The following is a 13,891-nucleotide window of genomic DNA, read 5'->3' as shown; positions in this document are numbered from 1 at the left end:
CGGGAAAGCCATGCTGCGGCGCACCCTCCCGCAGGAGGGTGCGAAGCTGCTCGAGTTGGCTGGAGGTCAGACGTGATGGACGTCCTGGAGCGACGGTGGCCTGCAGCGTGCCGATCTTTTTGAGCCGGGCGCTCCAAGTGGTGACGGTGAGGACAGACACGCCAAAATGTTCGGCAATCTCGCGGTGCGTCTGGGTGCCGCGTTGAAGCCATTCGGCAGCGGCCAGTCGGCGTTCCTCAAGCTGGGCGCGGGAATACCGTGAAGGTTGCCATTCGGCCATGCCATTAGAGTATCAGGCTGTATTTACGCCGTGATCAATAAACGGGGTAGAGAAATATGGCGCAGGGTTGCAGGAGGAGAGGGCTGTTTAAGATAGGGACGAGCATTTTCATATTGTGTCAACAACCAGTCATATTTGAAGAGCGCCACTATATGTGATTATTTGTAACTACTCAACACGATGAACACGACAAAAATCCCTCGCCGAATATGTCTTTAGCAGATTAGTCACTCTCAATTCTTCTCAGGGGCGCGGTTTTCCAAAATCATACCTCAAAATTAAGTCAGTTTATTATCAAACTGAGGCGATTTATGCGCTGAGTAGTTACGATTATTTTACATTTGATGCAGACTGCTTGGGGGTTGCGTCAATTATTACTATACTCTTATCGTCTTGCAAATCCAATCTATTGATTATTTTGATCAATCTCTCTAGCTCTGACTCTTTGTAATACATTATAGCCTTCATACTCTTTTTAGTACCATTTGCTTCCTCGTAGACTTTTACTTGATTCGCTAGATTCTGTTCCAGTTTAGAATTACTGGCTAGCTTGAACTCAACTAAAGACTTGTTTGCTCTTCCTTTTGAGACGGCATAGTCTACAGGTCCTCTGCCATTGTTAACCTCTCTATTAACGTCAAAACCTGTCGCGTACCATGTGAGACGGTATATCAACTGCAAGTTGGCCTCAGAGCCGATAGGCTCTTGGCCATCGTAAAATAACCGCCAACCATCGTGCTTTTCGATAAAATCTTTCAGATATATAACTCTCTTGTAAGCTGCATCATATGAGTCAGCTTCCAGATCATAGAATTCTGTCTTCTCGCGTAAATAAGTCACCATTTCGATTACATTATCGATAAATAGTCGTTTTACAAAATCTACTTTTGATTCGCTAAAAGATTTGGCATCATCTTTATTTTCCTCTCTATCTTTTAAATAGTAATCCAAAATTTCTGGGTGAGATTCTATTATCTCATCTATTGCTCTCCTCTCCTGTTCGCGGCGAAATTTAGCATCTTGAGAGCTTAGAGCTTTAGCGAGATAGTTATTAAGCTGATCTCTAAGCGACGTATCGGGAATGCTATTTATGATAGTTTTAAACCTACTGCTCAGATCGTTCCTGTTTATCCATATCTCGTCTTTAGTGAGCATATCTTTAGGTGTCAGTATAAGATACTCTCCAGCATAAATTGGTAGAGTGTATATTTTGCCCATCCATCTCTCGCAATCATAATCAAAATAGACTTTATCCACAGCAATATCCTGTAAAAACTCAGGAGAAATATTATCTTTTGCAAATTTTTCAGTATATTTAAGAAGAAACTTCTTTATTAGGTTCGTTGTTAAATCACTGATGTTGTCCCTGCCAACGCCAGATTTTATTAAACCGAGTTTTTCAAAATGTCCACTTTCGGTAATCTTCTCTTCTCCAAAGTTGACGAATACTTTTTCTAAACTATTTGTCAACGCATTAGCAAACTTGGCACCCAAACCATGCCCTCTATTGCCAGTCTCGCTATAACCAAACCAATTGCCCTTTTCTTCAGGAAAAGTAAACCAAGCGGAGACTAAGCCGGGAGTAAGCTGGCCCGACTTAGCTTTATCGCGTAAAAAAATGATGTATTTAATTATTTCGGAATGCAGGAGCTTATATTCTTCCTTTTGGCTACCAAAAAGGAGAAAGGGGTCAAGAAACAATGGAAGATCACTAATAAGTGATATGTCCAACGCACCGTATCTCTCTAATTTCATACGATCTACATCGAAAAAATCAGAGAAATAAATTGTGGGCGTCTGAGTCATGGATTATGTTATCTTACGATGACCGACAATTCAATTGGAAACTAACAGATCACGCCTACATCCCTCCACCCCGATTCTGCTTATTCATCAATGCTGGCGGCTTGGGCGCGAAGCGGCCCAGGATGGTCTGCTGATCGTAGTTCGGGTACATCCGCTCCCCCAAAAGGACGCCTGCCCCCTCTCTTTTTCGCCGCAGCCGCTAGACTCGCCCCATGACCCTCCCCACTGGCTCTCCCACCCTGACGGTGGCGTTTCTGGCGGGGCTGATCTCGTTTCTCAGCCCCTGCGTGCTGCCGCTGGTCCCCAGTTACCTGGGCGTGATCGGCGGGGCGCGCGTGCCATTGCTGCGGGCGCTGGGCTTCATTGCGGGCTTCGGCCTGGTGTTCATCGCGCTGGGGGCCACCGCCAGCAGCCTGGGCGCGCTGATCGCCCCGCACAAGTACCTGCTGGGCCAGATCGCCGCAGTCCTGATCATTTTCTTTGGCCTGGTGATGCTGGGCGTGATCCGCCTGCCCTTTTTGATGCGCGACACCCGCACCCTGGCCGATGCGGGTGGCTACGGCCCGGTGGCCCTGGGCGCGGCGTTCGCTTTCGGCTGGAGTCCCTGCCTGGGTCCGGCGCTGGGCAGCATTCTGGGGCTGGCCGCCAGCAGCGCTAGCCTGAGCAGCGGCGTGCTGCTCCTCAGCGCCTACACGCTGGGTCTGGCCGTGCCGTTCCTGCTTGCCGCGCTGCTGTGGGACCGTTTTAACCTGCGCCGATTGAACCGCTACGCCGGAATCTTCGAGAAGGTGGGCGGCGGCGTGCTGGTGCTGGTGGGCGTGCTGATGCTGACCGGGCAATTCACACGTCTGGCTACCTTCTTCTACGAGGTGACGCCCGCGTGGCTGCAAATGTAGCGGAGGCCTTGAATCCAACCCTGGCCCCTTCGTCTGCCACCCTTCCAGCCCTACAACTGCGTGACCTGTGGCTGCGGCTGGGGCGCGATGTCATCCTGCGCGGCGTGAATCTGGATGTCACGGCGGGTGAGGGGATCACGCTGCTGGGCGAGAACGGGGCAGGGAAGACCACGCTGCTGCGCCTGCTGGCCTCCGGGCTGCGGCCCACGCGCGGCGAGGGGCGGGTGATGGGCTTTGACCTGCGCGACTCGCGGGCCGTGCGCGATTACATCCACCTGATGCCGGTGGACGCCGGACTGTACCCGGACCTGAGCTGCGCCGAGAATCTGGAATTTGCATTGAAGATGCACGGCCAGATAGGGGATGTGGCGGCGGCGTTGCGGCGCGTGACGCTGGAGGCTGCCAGCAACCGCCGCGTGCGTTTCCTCTCAGCGGGTATGCGAAAACGCCTGGCGCTGGCCCGCGCGCATTTGCTGGCCCGCCCGGTCACGCTGGTGGACGAACCCTTTGCCAATCTGGACACGGCAGGCCGTCAGCTCGTGCTGGAGATGCTGGGCGAACTGCGCGCCGGGGGCGGAACTTTGTTGATCGCCGCCCACGAGCCGGAACTGGCGCGGCAGGTGGCCCCGCGTGCGCTGCGGCTGGCGGCTGGGGTGCTGCATGAGGAATAGAACGTTGACCCCTCTACCCCTGTGGGAGAGGGGCGTTGCGAAGCAACGGGGTGAGGGGGCCACGAGGCAGGCCGTCACTTCCAAAAAGATGCACGCCTCCCACTCCCCCCAGGCCCACCCATGAACACCATCTTTCACCTCGCCGCCAAAGACCTGCGCGTCGCCGGGCGCACGCGCGACACGCTGCTGGCCACCGCCTTTTTTGCCGGGCTGGTGCTGCTGGTGCTGGGGCTGGCGCTGGGCGGGAATACCGGGCGCACGCCCTCCCAGACGGCGGGGGTGGCCTCCGGTGCAGTCTGGACGGCGCTGGCCCTGGCCGCCGCCGTGGGCGCGCAGCGGGCCTTCGCGCAGGAGCAGGAGGCCGGGGCGCTGGAGCAACTCACCCTGTATCCGGGGCCGCACGGGGCGCTGTATCTGGGCAAGCTGCTGGGCGTGCTGGGGCCGCTGCTGCTGGTGGCGGCGTTCACGCTGCCGGCGGGGCTGCTGCTGTTCGGCGCGGCGGGCGCGGACTGTGCGCCGGGCCGCGAGTGCGCGCCGACGCCGTGGCCCCTGCTGGCGCTGGTCACGGCGCTGGGCGTGCTGGGCTTCGCGGCGGGGACAACCTTTTACGGCTCGATCACGGTCAGCCTGCGCGCCCGCGAGGCGCTGCTGCCCGCGCTGGCCTTTCCCATTCTGGTGCCGGTGGTGATTGCCACCGTGCGCGCTACCTCCGGCCTGCTGGAAGGGCTGCCACTGCCAGAGTTGTGGCCCTGGATCATCTTCCTGAGCGCTTTTGACCTGGGCACGATCATTCTGGCGACGCTGCTGTTTCCGTATGCGGTGGAGGGCTAGGGCCGGCCCTCCCTGCGTTTGGCCCGTCCTGCCGGGCGTTCAGGCCGGGACGTTACGAATTGACAGCATCTGCCACTCTGCTATCATCAGAATATGAAGCGTCAATTACGTAACGGAGCCGATCCGTATCCGGCCAGCGGACGCGGATACGTTCACGTCTGCCCGGACTGCGCCCTGCCCCTGACCCTGCACGATCTGCGCGACGGCGATCAGGCGTACTGGTGCCACGCCTGCGGCAAGGGCCACCGCGCGGGCGATCCACCTCTGGAGGCGCTCAGGCCGCTGCCCCAGGCCGGGTAGGCCCACGGCCAGGGCGCTATGCTGGACCGCATGACGGACCCAAGCTCTTTCCCCCAGGCCCGCGAACCCTTGCCCTTTGGTGCGGTGCTGGCCGGGCAGGTAATCGCGGTGACCGGGGCCGATGCGGGCTATGGCAAGGCGGTCAGCGCGGCGCTGGCGCGGCTGGGGGCCAGCGTGGTGCTGATCGGCAACAACAGCGAATCTCTGGCGGCGCAGGCCAGCGTGCTGGAGCGTTCCGGCGGCCACGCCATTCCCGTCAAGGCCGACGTGAGCGTGCCGCTGGACTGGCTGAGCGCCCAGACCCGCATCCTGGAAATCTTCGGCGCGCTGCACGGCATCGTGCATCTGGCCGACAAGCGCACGCACGCCAGTTTCACGCTGCTCAGCGAGAACGAGTGGATGGAGCTGTTCAACAGCAACGTGAAGAGCAGCGTCGCCATCGCGCAGATTCTGGGCCGCCGTCTGCCCGGCACCTGGCTGACCATCATCGGCCCGCACGGCGATGAGCCGGGGTTGCAGGCCCACCCGCAGCGCGGCGCGATTCGCGGGCTGGTGGAGGCGGCCTCGGACGAGGACCTGCGCCTGAACATGCTGCTGCCCTCGCGCGCCAGCAGCGGCGACGAGGCGCTGGACCGCCCGCTGGCCGACGCCGTGCTGGCCCTGGCTTCCCCCCGCATGGGCCACCTGCGCGGCAATGTGATCGACGTGCCGCTGCCTCCCGCGCCAAAAATCCGCCTGCCCGAAGTGACCGCCGTGCTGAACGCGCTGTGAGCGCCTGCCCATGAAGTGCCCCTATTGCTCGGCCCCCGATTCCAAGGTGGTCAACTCGCGCCCCAGCGACGATGGGGCCAGCATTCGCCGCCGCCGCGAGTGCCTGAACTGCGCCCGGCGCTTTACCACCTATGAGCGCGCCCAGCTCGAACCCCTGATGGTGGTCAAGCGCAGCGGACCGCGCGAGGCCTTCAATCCCGACAAGCTGCTGCGCGGCCTGAGCCTGGCCACCGAGAAACGTCCGGTGCAGCCTGAGGCCCTGCGCGCCTTCGCCTACGGCTTCGAGGATGAGGTGGGGGCTGCCGAGATCGCCAGCGAGGAAATCGGCAAGCGCGCCATGACCTTTCTACGCCCGCTGGACGACGTGGCCTACATCCGCTTCGCCAGCGTCTACCGCGACTTCGACAGTCTGGAACGCTTTATCGAGGAAATCCGGGGCCTGAAGGACCGGGATGAGGGGTAACCGGCGGAACTGAGCGGGCACAAACAGAACAGGCAATAAAAAACCCGCCCTCTCGGACGGTGATAGAAATAATATAGCGCCAGATGCAGCGCTTGTCAAATTTATACATCGGGCCAGAATTTCCGCACTGAGACGTCATTTACTGGGAATCTTTGGGGATACCGGCTGCATACTTGTGCGGTAAAAGGCGTTCAGGCCGAGAGTTTGAGTGTTCCCGAAACCCAGGGATTCGTAAAAGGCCAGTTGCGCTGGCCCGTCGTCGGTCAGCAGCGCCGTCTGCATGACGTGGGGGTGGCGGTCCAGCACGGCCTGCGCCGGGGCGTGGGCCGCGCGCCGATGCTGCCAGTCCGGCCCCACCAGAAGGTCCTGCACGAACAGGACGCTCACGGCGTCGCTCAGGCCCCGCACCAGACCGACGAGTTGGCCGCTTTCATTGCGGGCGGTCCACACAAAATCGGAGTTCTGGAAGGCGCGGGTCAGTGCTTGCGGGTCACGGGTGTAGGCTGGCCAGTTCACCGAGGCGTAAAGGTGCAGGAGTTCTTCCAGTTCGGGCATTTCGCCAGAGGTCAGTTGGAACGTCATGGCGGTCATTCTGGACGGCAGAGCCAGTTCAGGCCGGGGTGGGCAGATCGGTTTCGTCGGGGCGGGGGATGATGGGCGTCTCGTTCTCGGGGATGCGGCCCCGCACGTCTTTCAGCAGGGCGGCGATCTTGGCGAAGTCGGCCTTCACATCACCCGTGGGCTGCACGTAGCCGATGATGCCGAGGCGCTTGTGCCCCCAGTCCAGCGCGGTCACGGCAATCGGCACGCCCGCTTTCAGGGCCATGTAATAAAAGCCGGTCTTCCAGTACTCCGCCCGCCCCCGGCTGCCCTCCGGCGCGACGAGCAGCACGATTTCTGCCTCGCGCTCGATCACTGAAACCACCGCGTCCACGAAGTTGCCCCCGGCGCGGCGGCGGTCCAGGGCAATGCCGCCCACCGCCCGCATAAAGACGCCCTGCGGGAAGCTGAACAGCTCGCGTTTGCCCACCCAGTGCAGCGGAATGCGGGTGGCCCATTTCCAGAACAGCCCCGGCCAGAAGTCCAGGTTGCTGGTGTGCGGCGCGGCGGCGGTCACGAATTTCATGCCTCCCATCGGCGGCGGCTCCAGCAGCGGCGTCCAGCCTGCCCGGCGCAACACGAAGAGCGACACGCGCGAACCCAGCGTGTGCGGGCGGCCCTGCCAGGTCACAGACACGCGGCGAGTATACGGGCGACGGGTCTGTCGAAACTCGCGCCCGGCTCTAGAGGTGAATCAGGCAACCGCGTGCGCGGAGCCGTTCAAAAGCCGCCGGAAGCGTCGTCAGGCTGTTCCAGCGCAGGTCCAGCTTTTCCAGCCGGGGCAGCGCGGCCAGTTCCTCCGGCAAGGCGGTCAGGCGATTGGCCCGCAGGTCTAGAAAGCGTAACTCACTCAACTCAGCCAGCGAGTCCGGCAGCCCGCTCAATTCGTTGAAACGCAGATTCAGCCGGGTCAGTGCCCGCAGCCGTCCGACGCTTTCGGGCAGGGACGTCAGCGCATTGTTCTGAAGATCCAGTTCGCGCAGGCCAGAACACTGTGTTAGTTCTTGTGGCAAGGTGGTCAGGTCGTTGTTCATCAGGTGCAACTCGCGGAGCGCAGGCAGATCGCCCACGCTGGCGGGCAGGACGGTCAGGGCCGTGTTGTAGGCGCGCAGCTCTTGCAGGCTGCTCAGGTTGCCCAGCCATTGGGGCAATTCTCCCAGCGGATTGTCCGTGACGTTCAGGTAATTCAAGGCTTGCAGATGGCGGAGCGACTCGGGCAACCTGGTCAGGCGGTTGTTGCTAAGGTACACAAAGCGCAGGTCCCGCAGGCCGCCCACCGAATCGGGCAATTCGGCCAGCGCGTTGTGGCCCAGGTCCAGCATCTCCAGCCGCTTCAGCTCGCCCAGCCCGGCGGGCAAGGCGGTCAGGCGGTTCGCCGACAGATTCAGAACCCGCAAGTCGCGCAAATTCCACAGCCAGTCGGGCAAATTTTCCAGCGCGTTGTCGTAGGCGCTGAGCCGCTGAAGGTCCAGTCTGCCGCCGATCACCGCTGGCAGCTCCGCCAGACCGCAGCCGTCCAGATTGACCGCGCCGGGAACCGCGTCTGGGTGCGCCAGTAGCTGCTCCAGCAGGGCCGGGCCGCGCATCCCGCCAGGCTGCTGATGTACGGCGCTTGCAAAAAAGGTCACGTCCCACGATAGGGCGGAATCTGTGTCAGGTGTTCAGTCCCGCCGCTCCCTGACCTGCACCCGCATGGACGGGCGCTCCGGCCCTTGTGGTCATGAGGCCAGTCCTGCTCCGATCAGCCCTGCCTCGCCGGTCAACAAATCCAACGCCCAGGTTTCGCCCTCGCTGGACGCCCACGCGAAGAAATCATGCCCTGCCGTCACCCATTCCCGCTGAAGATGAAGCCGGGAACATCCCGCCCGGCCTGAAAATAATGCGCCCGCACCGTCTTCATATCCCGCTCGCCGTCGTCCCAGGCCGTCGTCCCAGAAGGTGTGGACATGGGGCTGCTGTAACCAGCGCGTCAGCGTGGGCAGGTGCGTTATGCTGAGCGGCTCAAAGTGAATTTGCATCCAGCCCCGCCGCCGTCAGCGCTGCCCCGAACTGCTCCGCCGTCACGGGCAGCACGCTCAGGCGGCTGCCTTTGCGGGTCAGCGGCGAAGTCCCCCACTGGGGCAGGGCGCGGACGGCTTCCAGCGTCAACACCTCTGGAAAGGCGCGCACGGCCTGTACCTCCACCATGCTCCAGCGCGGCTGCTGCGGGTCAGAAGTTGCATCGAAATACGCGTTGGCCGGGTCGAATTGCAGATCGTCCGGGTACGCGGCCCGCGTGACCCGCGCCACGCCCGCGATGCCCGGCGTCTTGCTGCGCGAGTGGTAGAAGAGGCAGGGGTCACCCACCGCCATCTGCCGCAGAAAATTGCGCGCCTGGTAGTTGCGGACGCCGTTCCAGGGTTCGCGGCCCACGCGTTCCAGATCGGGGTAGCCGAAGACATCGGGTTCGGATTTCAGGAGCCAGTGGGACATGGGATCAGGGTAAAGCGGGAAGGGAAGGCAGATCCTGCGCGCCGCCGTCCATTCAGGTTCAGCCCGAGCGCAGACTTCATGAAACAATGCCCCACGATGACGCCCCCACCCCTGCCACGCGGCCTGATCGTGTCCTGCCAGGCCCGAGCCGACAATCCGCTGCACGGTCCCGCCTTCATGGTGGCGGTGGCGCAGGCGGCCTGGCAGGGCGGCGCGGTGGCCATCCGTGCCGAGGGGCTGGCAGACGTGGCGGCCATCCATAAGGCTGTTCCTCTGCCCGTGATTGGCCTGATCAAGCGCGACGGGCGCGCGGACGGGGTGTACATCACGCCGGAGGTTTTGGACGTGACCGCGCTGGCGGCGGTGGGCGCAGATTGGGTGGCCCTGGACGCCACGCTGGCCCGCGCTGAAACCGAGCTGCGTGAGCTGGTTGCGGCGGCCCACGGGGCGGGTGTGGGCGTGCTGGCGGACCTGGCCACGCTGGAAGACGCTGTGCGCGCGGCGGAGTGCGGTGTGGACGCCCTGGCCACCACGCTGCACGGCTACACCCCCGGTACACAGGCCGAACACCGGGGCGTGCCGAATCTGGACCTGCTGGCCCAGTTTGTTCAACAGTTCCCGGATGTGCCCGTGGTGGCCGAGGGCCGCTTCAGCACCCCGGCGCACGTCGCCGCCGCCTTTGACGCAGGCGCGCACGCCGTCGTCGTCGGCACGGCGATTACCAATCCGCGCGAGATCACCCGCACCTTTGCCGGGGCGGTGCCGGACCGCCCGTGAGTGTTGACCGCGTGATTCTGGGCATCGACATGGGCGCGAGCAGCAGCAAGTGGGTGCTGTTCGCGGGGGGAGAGGTCACGGCCAGCGGTGTCTACGCGCCGCTGTCCGGCCACCTGTACACCCCTGAAGCCCGTCAGCGCCTGGCCGAAGGGTTGGCGGAGATTCGCGCCGCCGTTCCTGCGCCGCCTTCAGCAGTGGTGGTGGGCGTCACTGGTCTTCAGACCGATTACATTCCGACGATCATCGAAATGCTGTCCGGTACGTTTCATCTGCCCCAGACCGCGTTGTTCGTCACCGACGATCTGCACCTGGCCTACGCCGCGCATTTTCCCACTGGCGGCGGCACGCTTGTCTATGCCGGAACCGGCAGCATGGCCTACCACCGCACGGCGGTGGGCGGGACGGTGCGCGCGGGCGGCCACGGTTATCTCATCGACGACGCGGGCGGGGCCTTCTGGCAGGGGCGGCAGGGCCTGAAGGCGGTTTTGCGGGACCTGGATGAGGGGCAGGGTCAGGGCCTTCTCGCCTCCAAGCTGTACGGGGTGATCGGTTCCCAGCACTGGCCGGACATCCGCGCCCACATTTACGGTGAGGGCCGCGCCGCGCTGGCCCGCCTCGCGCCCGCCGTGTACGCCGCTGCGGTGGAGGGCGATCCACGCGCGCAGTACATCCAGCGCCGCGCCGGGGAGGAACTGGCGCGGCTGGGCCGGGTGGTCCTGGACCGCAGCGGAGGCCGTGAACTCGCGCTGTGCGGCGGCAGTTTCAACCCGCTGGTCAGGGCGGCCTTTTGCGCGCAGTTTGCCGGGTCTGGCGTGCGCCTTGCTCCCACGGTCTCGCCGCTGCTGGGGGCGCTGGCGCTGGCGCTGGCAGATTAAAAAAAACCCTCTGCCCGTCGCCCCCGGTTGCGTGCCTTTGCCTACCTTGCGCGCGTGCGGGGCGCTCTAGACTTCCCTCGTGCGCGCATCGCCCTGGCTTCCTGTTCTGCTGATCCTGGCGCTCGGGGCCTATTTGTTGCCCAACTGGCAGCCCAAATTTGAGCTGGTGCCCCGCCAACCGCCGCAGGTCTCGGCCACCCTGCCCAACACGCTGCCGCAGGGCACCCAGGCGCTGTTCAAAAAGGTTCGCCCCGCCACCGTGCGCGTGGAAAGCCTGGACCCCCGCACGCGCGAGGCGGGCATCGGCACCGGCTTTTTTATCAGCGAGACCGGGCAGGTGCTGACCGCCTACCATGTGGTCAGCCTGGGGACGCTGTTTCAGGTCAGCACGCTGGACGGAAAATCGTACCGGGCCAGGGTCACGGCCTTCGACGCGCGGGCGGACGTGGCGCTGCTGGAAGTCCAGGGACGTGGCCCCTTTCCCTTCCTGCCGCTGGCGGCCCGTGCGCCGCGCGTGGGCGAGACGGTGCTGGCGGTGGGCAACAGCGGCGGCGATTTCCTGCAACCCCGGCGCGGCAAGTTGCTGCGGCTGGGCGCGTCGCCGGGCCGGGCCGACTTTCCACAGGGGACGCTGGAGATGAACGCCCCGCTGGCCCCCGGCGACAGCGGCGGCCCGATCATCGACTCTTTGGGCAACGCGATTGGGGTGGTCAGCTACATCAGCGTGGACAGCAGCGGGCAGACCCGGCGCAGCTACGCGGTCCCGGTGGTGGACGGCGACAACCTGATCACGGCGCTCCGCACCGGCGAGAAGCGCGACGCCCCGGTGGTGGGCATCGTCTTCGACAGTTTCCACAGCGGCCTGACCACTCCGGCGGGCGGCGTGATCGCGCGGGTGGTGGGGGACAGTCCGGCCTTCCGCGCGGGCCTGAAGGGCGGTAAGTACGACGAAAATAAAAATCCGATCAAGCTGGGCGACATCATCACCACCGTGGGAGGCCAGCGCACCCGCGACGCCAACGAGGTCATCACCGCCATCCGCAGCGCCGAGGTAGGCGACACCGTGACCATCGGTTACGTCCGCGACGGACAGCCACGGGACAGCCAGATCACCCTGGTTGCCAGGGCCAGCCTGCCGGATCTGCCGAACGAGTAAAGGCGAGGTTACGCCGCGCCTATCCACACTTCATGGCCACCCCCTAAGCTAATGGGATGTCTAGAGCCTTCGTGAAGGAAGAGGCGGGCGCGCCCTGGACGCCGCCCAGCGCCCCACGCGCCTACCGCGTCGTCTGGGCGGGCGACGCCACCGGTCCTGCCCAGCCCGAAGTCATGCGTGAGACCGACGATCTGCTCGATGCCCTGCGCTGGCTGGTCACGCGCCCCCGCCCCGGCTTCGAGCTGCACGGTGCAGGCGGCGAATTGCTGGCAACCAACGCGGCCTGAAGCAGGCTCGCTACCACTGGCTTTCCAGCGTGATGCGCGCCGTGCCCGCCAGGCTTTGCCCCGGCGACAGCACCCGCAGGTCCACGCCCGCCACGCCCTGGGCCGCCAGATTAAAGGCGTCGGTGGCGTGCGAGACGGGTTCCAGCGCCAGATTGCCGTCGGGTGCGGTGAAGACCACCAGGTGCGAGAACACGTTGTCGGCGGTCTGGATCAGCGCCCGTGCGGGCCGGCCATCGGCTGACCAGTCCAGACGCACGATGCCGTCCCAGGCGGTGTACGTCCGGTCGATCTGGCGCGGGCCGATGCGGGTGGGCACGCGGTAGTCCTCGTCACGCTGGACCTCGCGCGGGCCGCCCAGCGTCAGTTGCCGTTCGTCGGTGTCGTAGGTCAGCGGCGCGCCAAATTCCAGCGCAGGATCGGTGCCGTCCTGAAGACGCTCGAAGTACGGGTGCAGGCCCATTCCGGCGGGCATGTCGCGGGTGTCGGCATTGGTCAGCGTGATGGTGGTGTCCAGGTGCGGCCCGTGCAGGCGGTATTCCACGCGCGCCGTGAAGGCCCAGGGCCAGTTCATATCGGTGAAATTCCGGCTGTCGAAGTCGCAGATCAGGTGGCTGCCGGAGGCCCGCGTGACCGTCCAGGGACGGTTGCGAACGTCGCCGTGCTGGGCCAGGCCATCCTTAGTGTTGGATTGGAGTTGCACGTCCTGGCCCCCAAAGGGAAAGCGCGCGTCCCGGATGCGGTTGGAAAAGGGCAGCAGCAAGAAGCAGGCGCACTGGCTGCTGGTCTGCACGTCCGCCGGGTCCACGGCCCGCAATACCGGGCGGCCCGACGCGGCGCGCAGGTTCAGGATGCTGGCCCCCAGATCAGGCAGCACTTCCAGGGTCAGGGCGTCGCTGGCAATCGTCTGGGTGCGGTGATTGTCAGGCCGGGTCATGCCTTGCCGCGCCCGCGCATCACCTCGTGGATCAGGATGCCCGCCGCTACCGAGGCGTTCAGGCTGTCCACCTGCCCCCGCGTGGGGATGCCCACCAGCACGTCGCATTTCTCGCGCACCAGGCGGCGCAGGCCCTCGCCCTCCGCGCCCACCACCAGGGCCACGCGCCCGCTGAAATCGGTCTTGGTGACGTCCTGCGCGGACTCGCCCGCCGCGCCGTAGACCCACACCCGGTCCTCCTTTAAGGCGTCGATCAACCGGGGCAGGTTCTTGGTCTGCGCCACCGGCAGGTGACTGGTGGCCCCCGCCGCCGTTTTTGCCACCACCGGCGACAGCGGCGCGCTGCGGCGTTCCTCCACCACCACGCCGTGCGCACCCAGCACCTCGGCGCTGCGGATGATGGCCCCGAAATTGCGCGGATCGGTGATGCCGTCCAGCAGCACGATCAGCAGTTCCTCGCCCCTGGCCTCGGCGCGGTCCAGGATGTCGTCCACGCTGGCCCAGGCCAGGTCCTCCACCTCGGCCAGCACGCCCTGATGGGCGGTGGTCCCGGCCAACTGGTCCAGCTCGATGCGCGGGGCAAAACGCAGGCGCACGCCGCTTTCCCCAAGCGCGGCCTTCAGCTCGGCCACGAAGCTTTCCTCGACGCCGCGCGCCACCAGCACCTCGCCCACCCGCCCGTCTCGCAGGGCCTCAAGGACCGGATTCCTTCCATACAGCAACATGCCGGGCAGTCTAGGGCAAGGCGGCCCCGGGCCAGCATAAAGACCCC

18 protein-coding genes and 1 pseudogene are annotated in these 13,891 nt (G+C 63.9%); 10 read left to right on the top strand and 9 right to left on the bottom strand.

Features of this window, described 5'->3' with window-relative positions:
- Positions 1-280 (bottom strand): annotated as a pseudogene (locus Q322_RS23370) (IS630 family transposase); the annotation flags it as partial.
- Positions 281-610: 330 nt separating this feature from the next.
- Positions 611-2,086, bottom strand: a complete 1,476-nt coding sequence (locus Q322_RS22470; protein ID WP_084147958.1) for a hypothetical protein — start codon at positions 2,084-2,086, stop codon at positions 611-613.
- Between the two features lie 212 nt (positions 2,087-2,298).
- On the opposite strand from Q322_RS22470, the gene Q322_RS0111730 reads away from it, so the two are divergent.
- The 6 genes from Q322_RS0111730 to nrdR all read left to right on the top strand — a co-directional run bounded on the left by Q322_RS0111730 (position 2,299) and on the right by nrdR (position 6,018).
- A complete protein-coding gene (locus Q322_RS0111730) occupies positions 2,299-2,982 on the top strand; it encodes a cytochrome c biogenesis CcdA family protein (protein WP_029478100.1) in 684 nt (227 codons plus the stop codon).
- A gap of 8 nt (positions 2,983-2,990) precedes the next feature.
- Positions 2,991-3,653, top strand: coding sequence for a heme ABC exporter ATP-binding protein CcmA (gene ccmA / locus Q322_RS0111725; protein ID WP_245593236.1), 663 nt, complete (start codon positions 2,991-2,993; stop codon positions 3,651-3,653).
- A gap of 120 nt (positions 3,654-3,773) precedes the next feature.
- Positions 3,774-4,484: a heme exporter protein CcmB gene (locus Q322_RS0111720; RefSeq protein WP_029478098.1), complete on the top strand. Its 711-nt coding sequence runs from the start codon at positions 3,774-3,776 to the stop codon at positions 4,482-4,484.
- Between the two features lie 93 nt (positions 4,485-4,577).
- Entirely contained in the window at positions 4,578-4,784 is a 207-nt protein-coding gene (locus Q322_RS0111715; RefSeq protein ID WP_029478097.1) for a hypothetical protein, read from the top strand.
- Between the two features lie 30 nt (positions 4,785-4,814).
- Positions 4,815-5,555, top strand: a complete 741-nt coding sequence (locus Q322_RS0111710; protein ID WP_051668481.1) for an SDR family NAD(P)-dependent oxidoreductase — start codon at positions 4,815-4,817, stop codon at positions 5,553-5,555.
- Positions 5,556-5,565: 10 nt separating this feature from the next.
- A complete protein-coding gene (gene nrdR, locus Q322_RS0111705) occupies positions 5,566-6,018 on the top strand; it encodes a transcriptional regulator NrdR (RefSeq protein ID WP_029478095.1) in 453 nt (150 codons plus the stop codon).
- Between the two features lie 135 nt (positions 6,019-6,153).
- On the opposite strand, the gene Q322_RS0111700 is transcribed toward nrdR, so the two are convergent.
- The 5 genes from Q322_RS0111700 to Q322_RS0111685 all read right to left on the bottom strand — a co-directional run bounded on the left by Q322_RS0111700 (position 6,154) and on the right by Q322_RS0111685 (position 9,090).
- Complete coding sequence (locus Q322_RS0111700; protein WP_211248896.1) at positions 6,154-6,600, bottom strand: GNAT family N-acetyltransferase; 447 nt, start codon at positions 6,598-6,600, stop codon at positions 6,154-6,156.
- A gap of 28 nt (positions 6,601-6,628) precedes the next feature.
- A complete protein-coding gene (locus tag Q322_RS0111695) occupies positions 6,629-7,255 on the bottom strand; it encodes a 1-acyl-sn-glycerol-3-phosphate acyltransferase (protein WP_029478093.1) in 627 nt (208 codons plus the stop codon).
- Positions 7,256-7,301: 46 nt separating this feature from the next.
- Complete coding sequence (locus Q322_RS0111690; protein ID WP_211248895.1) at positions 7,302-8,246, bottom strand: leucine-rich repeat domain-containing protein; 945 nt, start codon at positions 8,244-8,246, stop codon at positions 7,302-7,304.
- Positions 8,247-8,443: 197 nt separating this feature from the next.
- Positions 8,444-8,566: a hypothetical protein gene (locus Q322_RS24805; RefSeq protein WP_281173647.1), complete on the bottom strand. Its 123-nt coding sequence runs from the start codon at positions 8,564-8,566 to the stop codon at positions 8,444-8,446.
- A 53-nt stretch (positions 8,567-8,619) separates the two neighbouring features.
- Complete coding sequence (locus Q322_RS0111685; protein ID WP_029478091.1) at positions 8,620-9,090, bottom strand: EVE domain-containing protein; 471 nt, start codon at positions 9,088-9,090, stop codon at positions 8,620-8,622.
- A gap of 96 nt (positions 9,091-9,186) precedes the next feature.
- On the opposite strand from Q322_RS0111685, the gene Q322_RS0111680 reads away from it, so the two are divergent.
- The 4 genes from Q322_RS0111680 to Q322_RS0111665 all read left to right on the top strand — a co-directional run bounded on the left by Q322_RS0111680 (position 9,187) and on the right by Q322_RS0111665 (position 12,185).
- The gene (locus Q322_RS0111680) at positions 9,187-9,867 is read left to right on the top strand and encodes an N-acetylmannosamine-6-phosphate 2-epimerase (RefSeq protein WP_029478090.1); all 681 of its coding nucleotides are present in this window, start codon (positions 9,187-9,189) and stop codon (positions 9,865-9,867) included.
- Positions 9,864-10,742 carry an N-acetylglucosamine kinase gene (locus Q322_RS20945; protein WP_051668477.1) on the top strand — a complete coding sequence of 293 codons (879 nt, stop codon included), beginning with the start codon at positions 9,864-9,866 and terminating at the stop codon, positions 10,740-10,742. The genes Q322_RS0111680 and Q322_RS20945 overlap by 4 nt, the downstream gene beginning before the upstream one ends.
- A gap of 79 nt (positions 10,743-10,821) precedes the next feature.
- Complete coding sequence (locus tag Q322_RS0111670; protein ID WP_029478088.1) at positions 10,822-11,898, top strand: S1C family serine protease; 1,077 nt, start codon at positions 10,822-10,824, stop codon at positions 11,896-11,898.
- Positions 11,899-11,954: 56 nt separating this feature from the next.
- The gene (locus Q322_RS0111665) at positions 11,955-12,185 is read left to right on the top strand and encodes a hypothetical protein (RefSeq protein ID WP_029478087.1); all 231 of its coding nucleotides are present in this window, start codon (positions 11,955-11,957) and stop codon (positions 12,183-12,185) included.
- 10 nt (positions 12,186-12,195) lie between these two features.
- Here the strand turns inward: Q322_RS0111665 and Q322_RS0111660 are convergent, their stop codons facing one another.
- Entirely contained in the window at positions 12,196-13,119 is a 924-nt protein-coding gene (locus Q322_RS0111660; protein WP_029478086.1) for an aldose 1-epimerase, read from the bottom strand.
- Complete coding sequence (gene rlmB, locus Q322_RS0111655; protein ID WP_029478085.1) at positions 13,116-13,844, bottom strand: 23S rRNA (guanosine(2251)-2'-O)-methyltransferase RlmB; 729 nt, start codon at positions 13,842-13,844, stop codon at positions 13,116-13,118. The genes Q322_RS0111660 and rlmB overlap by 4 nt, the downstream gene beginning before the upstream one ends.
- Between the last annotated feature and the right edge of the window lie 47 nt (positions 13,845-13,891).

The sequence above is a fragment of the Deinococcus frigens DSM 12807 genome, assembly GCF_000701425.1.
GTDB lineage: Bacteria > Deinococcota > Deinococci > Deinococcales > Deinococcaceae > Deinococcus > Deinococcus frigens.
This window is presented reverse-complemented; position numbering and strand designations above follow the sequence as displayed.

Coding starts and splice junctions, on each gene's coding strand:
- Q322_RS0111680 (WP_029478090.1), top strand. CDS start 9,187: ATGACGCCCCCACCCCTGCCACGCGGCCTGATCGTGTCCTGCCAGGCC.
- rlmB (WP_029478085.1), bottom strand. CDS start 13,844: ATGTTGCTGTATGGAAGGAATCCGGTCCTTGAGGCCCTGCGAGACGGG.
- Q322_RS0111710 (WP_051668481.1), top strand. CDS start 4,815: ATGACGGACCCAAGCTCTTTCCCCCAGGCCCGCGAACCCTTGCCCTTT.
- Q322_RS0111715 (WP_029478097.1), top strand. CDS start 4,578: ATGAAGCGTCAATTACGTAACGGAGCCGATCCGTATCCGGCCAGCGGA.
- Q322_RS0111665 (WP_029478087.1), top strand. CDS start 11,955: ATGTCTAGAGCCTTCGTGAAGGAAGAGGCGGGCGCGCCCTGGACGCCG.
- Q322_RS24805 (WP_281173647.1), bottom strand. CDS start 8,566: ATGTCCACACCTTCTGGGACGACGGCCTGGGACGACGGCGAGCGGGAT.
- Q322_RS22470 (WP_084147958.1), bottom strand. CDS start 2,086: ATGACTCAGACGCCCACAATTTATTTCTCTGATTTTTTCGATGTAGAT.
- Q322_RS0111700 (WP_211248896.1), bottom strand. CDS start 6,600: ATGACGTTCCAACTGACCTCTGGCGAAATGCCCGAACTGGAAGAACTC.
- Q322_RS0111720 (WP_029478098.1), top strand. CDS start 3,774: ATGAACACCATCTTTCACCTCGCCGCCAAAGACCTGCGCGTCGCCGGG.
- Q322_RS0111730 (WP_029478100.1), top strand. CDS start 2,299: ATGACCCTCCCCACTGGCTCTCCCACCCTGACGGTGGCGTTTCTGGCG.
- Q322_RS0111660 (WP_029478086.1), bottom strand. CDS start 13,119: ATGACCCGGCCTGACAATCACCGCACCCAGACGATTGCCAGCGACGCC.
- Q322_RS0111685 (WP_029478091.1), bottom strand. CDS start 9,090: ATGTCCCACTGGCTCCTGAAATCCGAACCCGATGTCTTCGGCTACCCC.
- nrdR (WP_029478095.1), top strand. CDS start 5,566: ATGAAGTGCCCCTATTGCTCGGCCCCCGATTCCAAGGTGGTCAACTCG.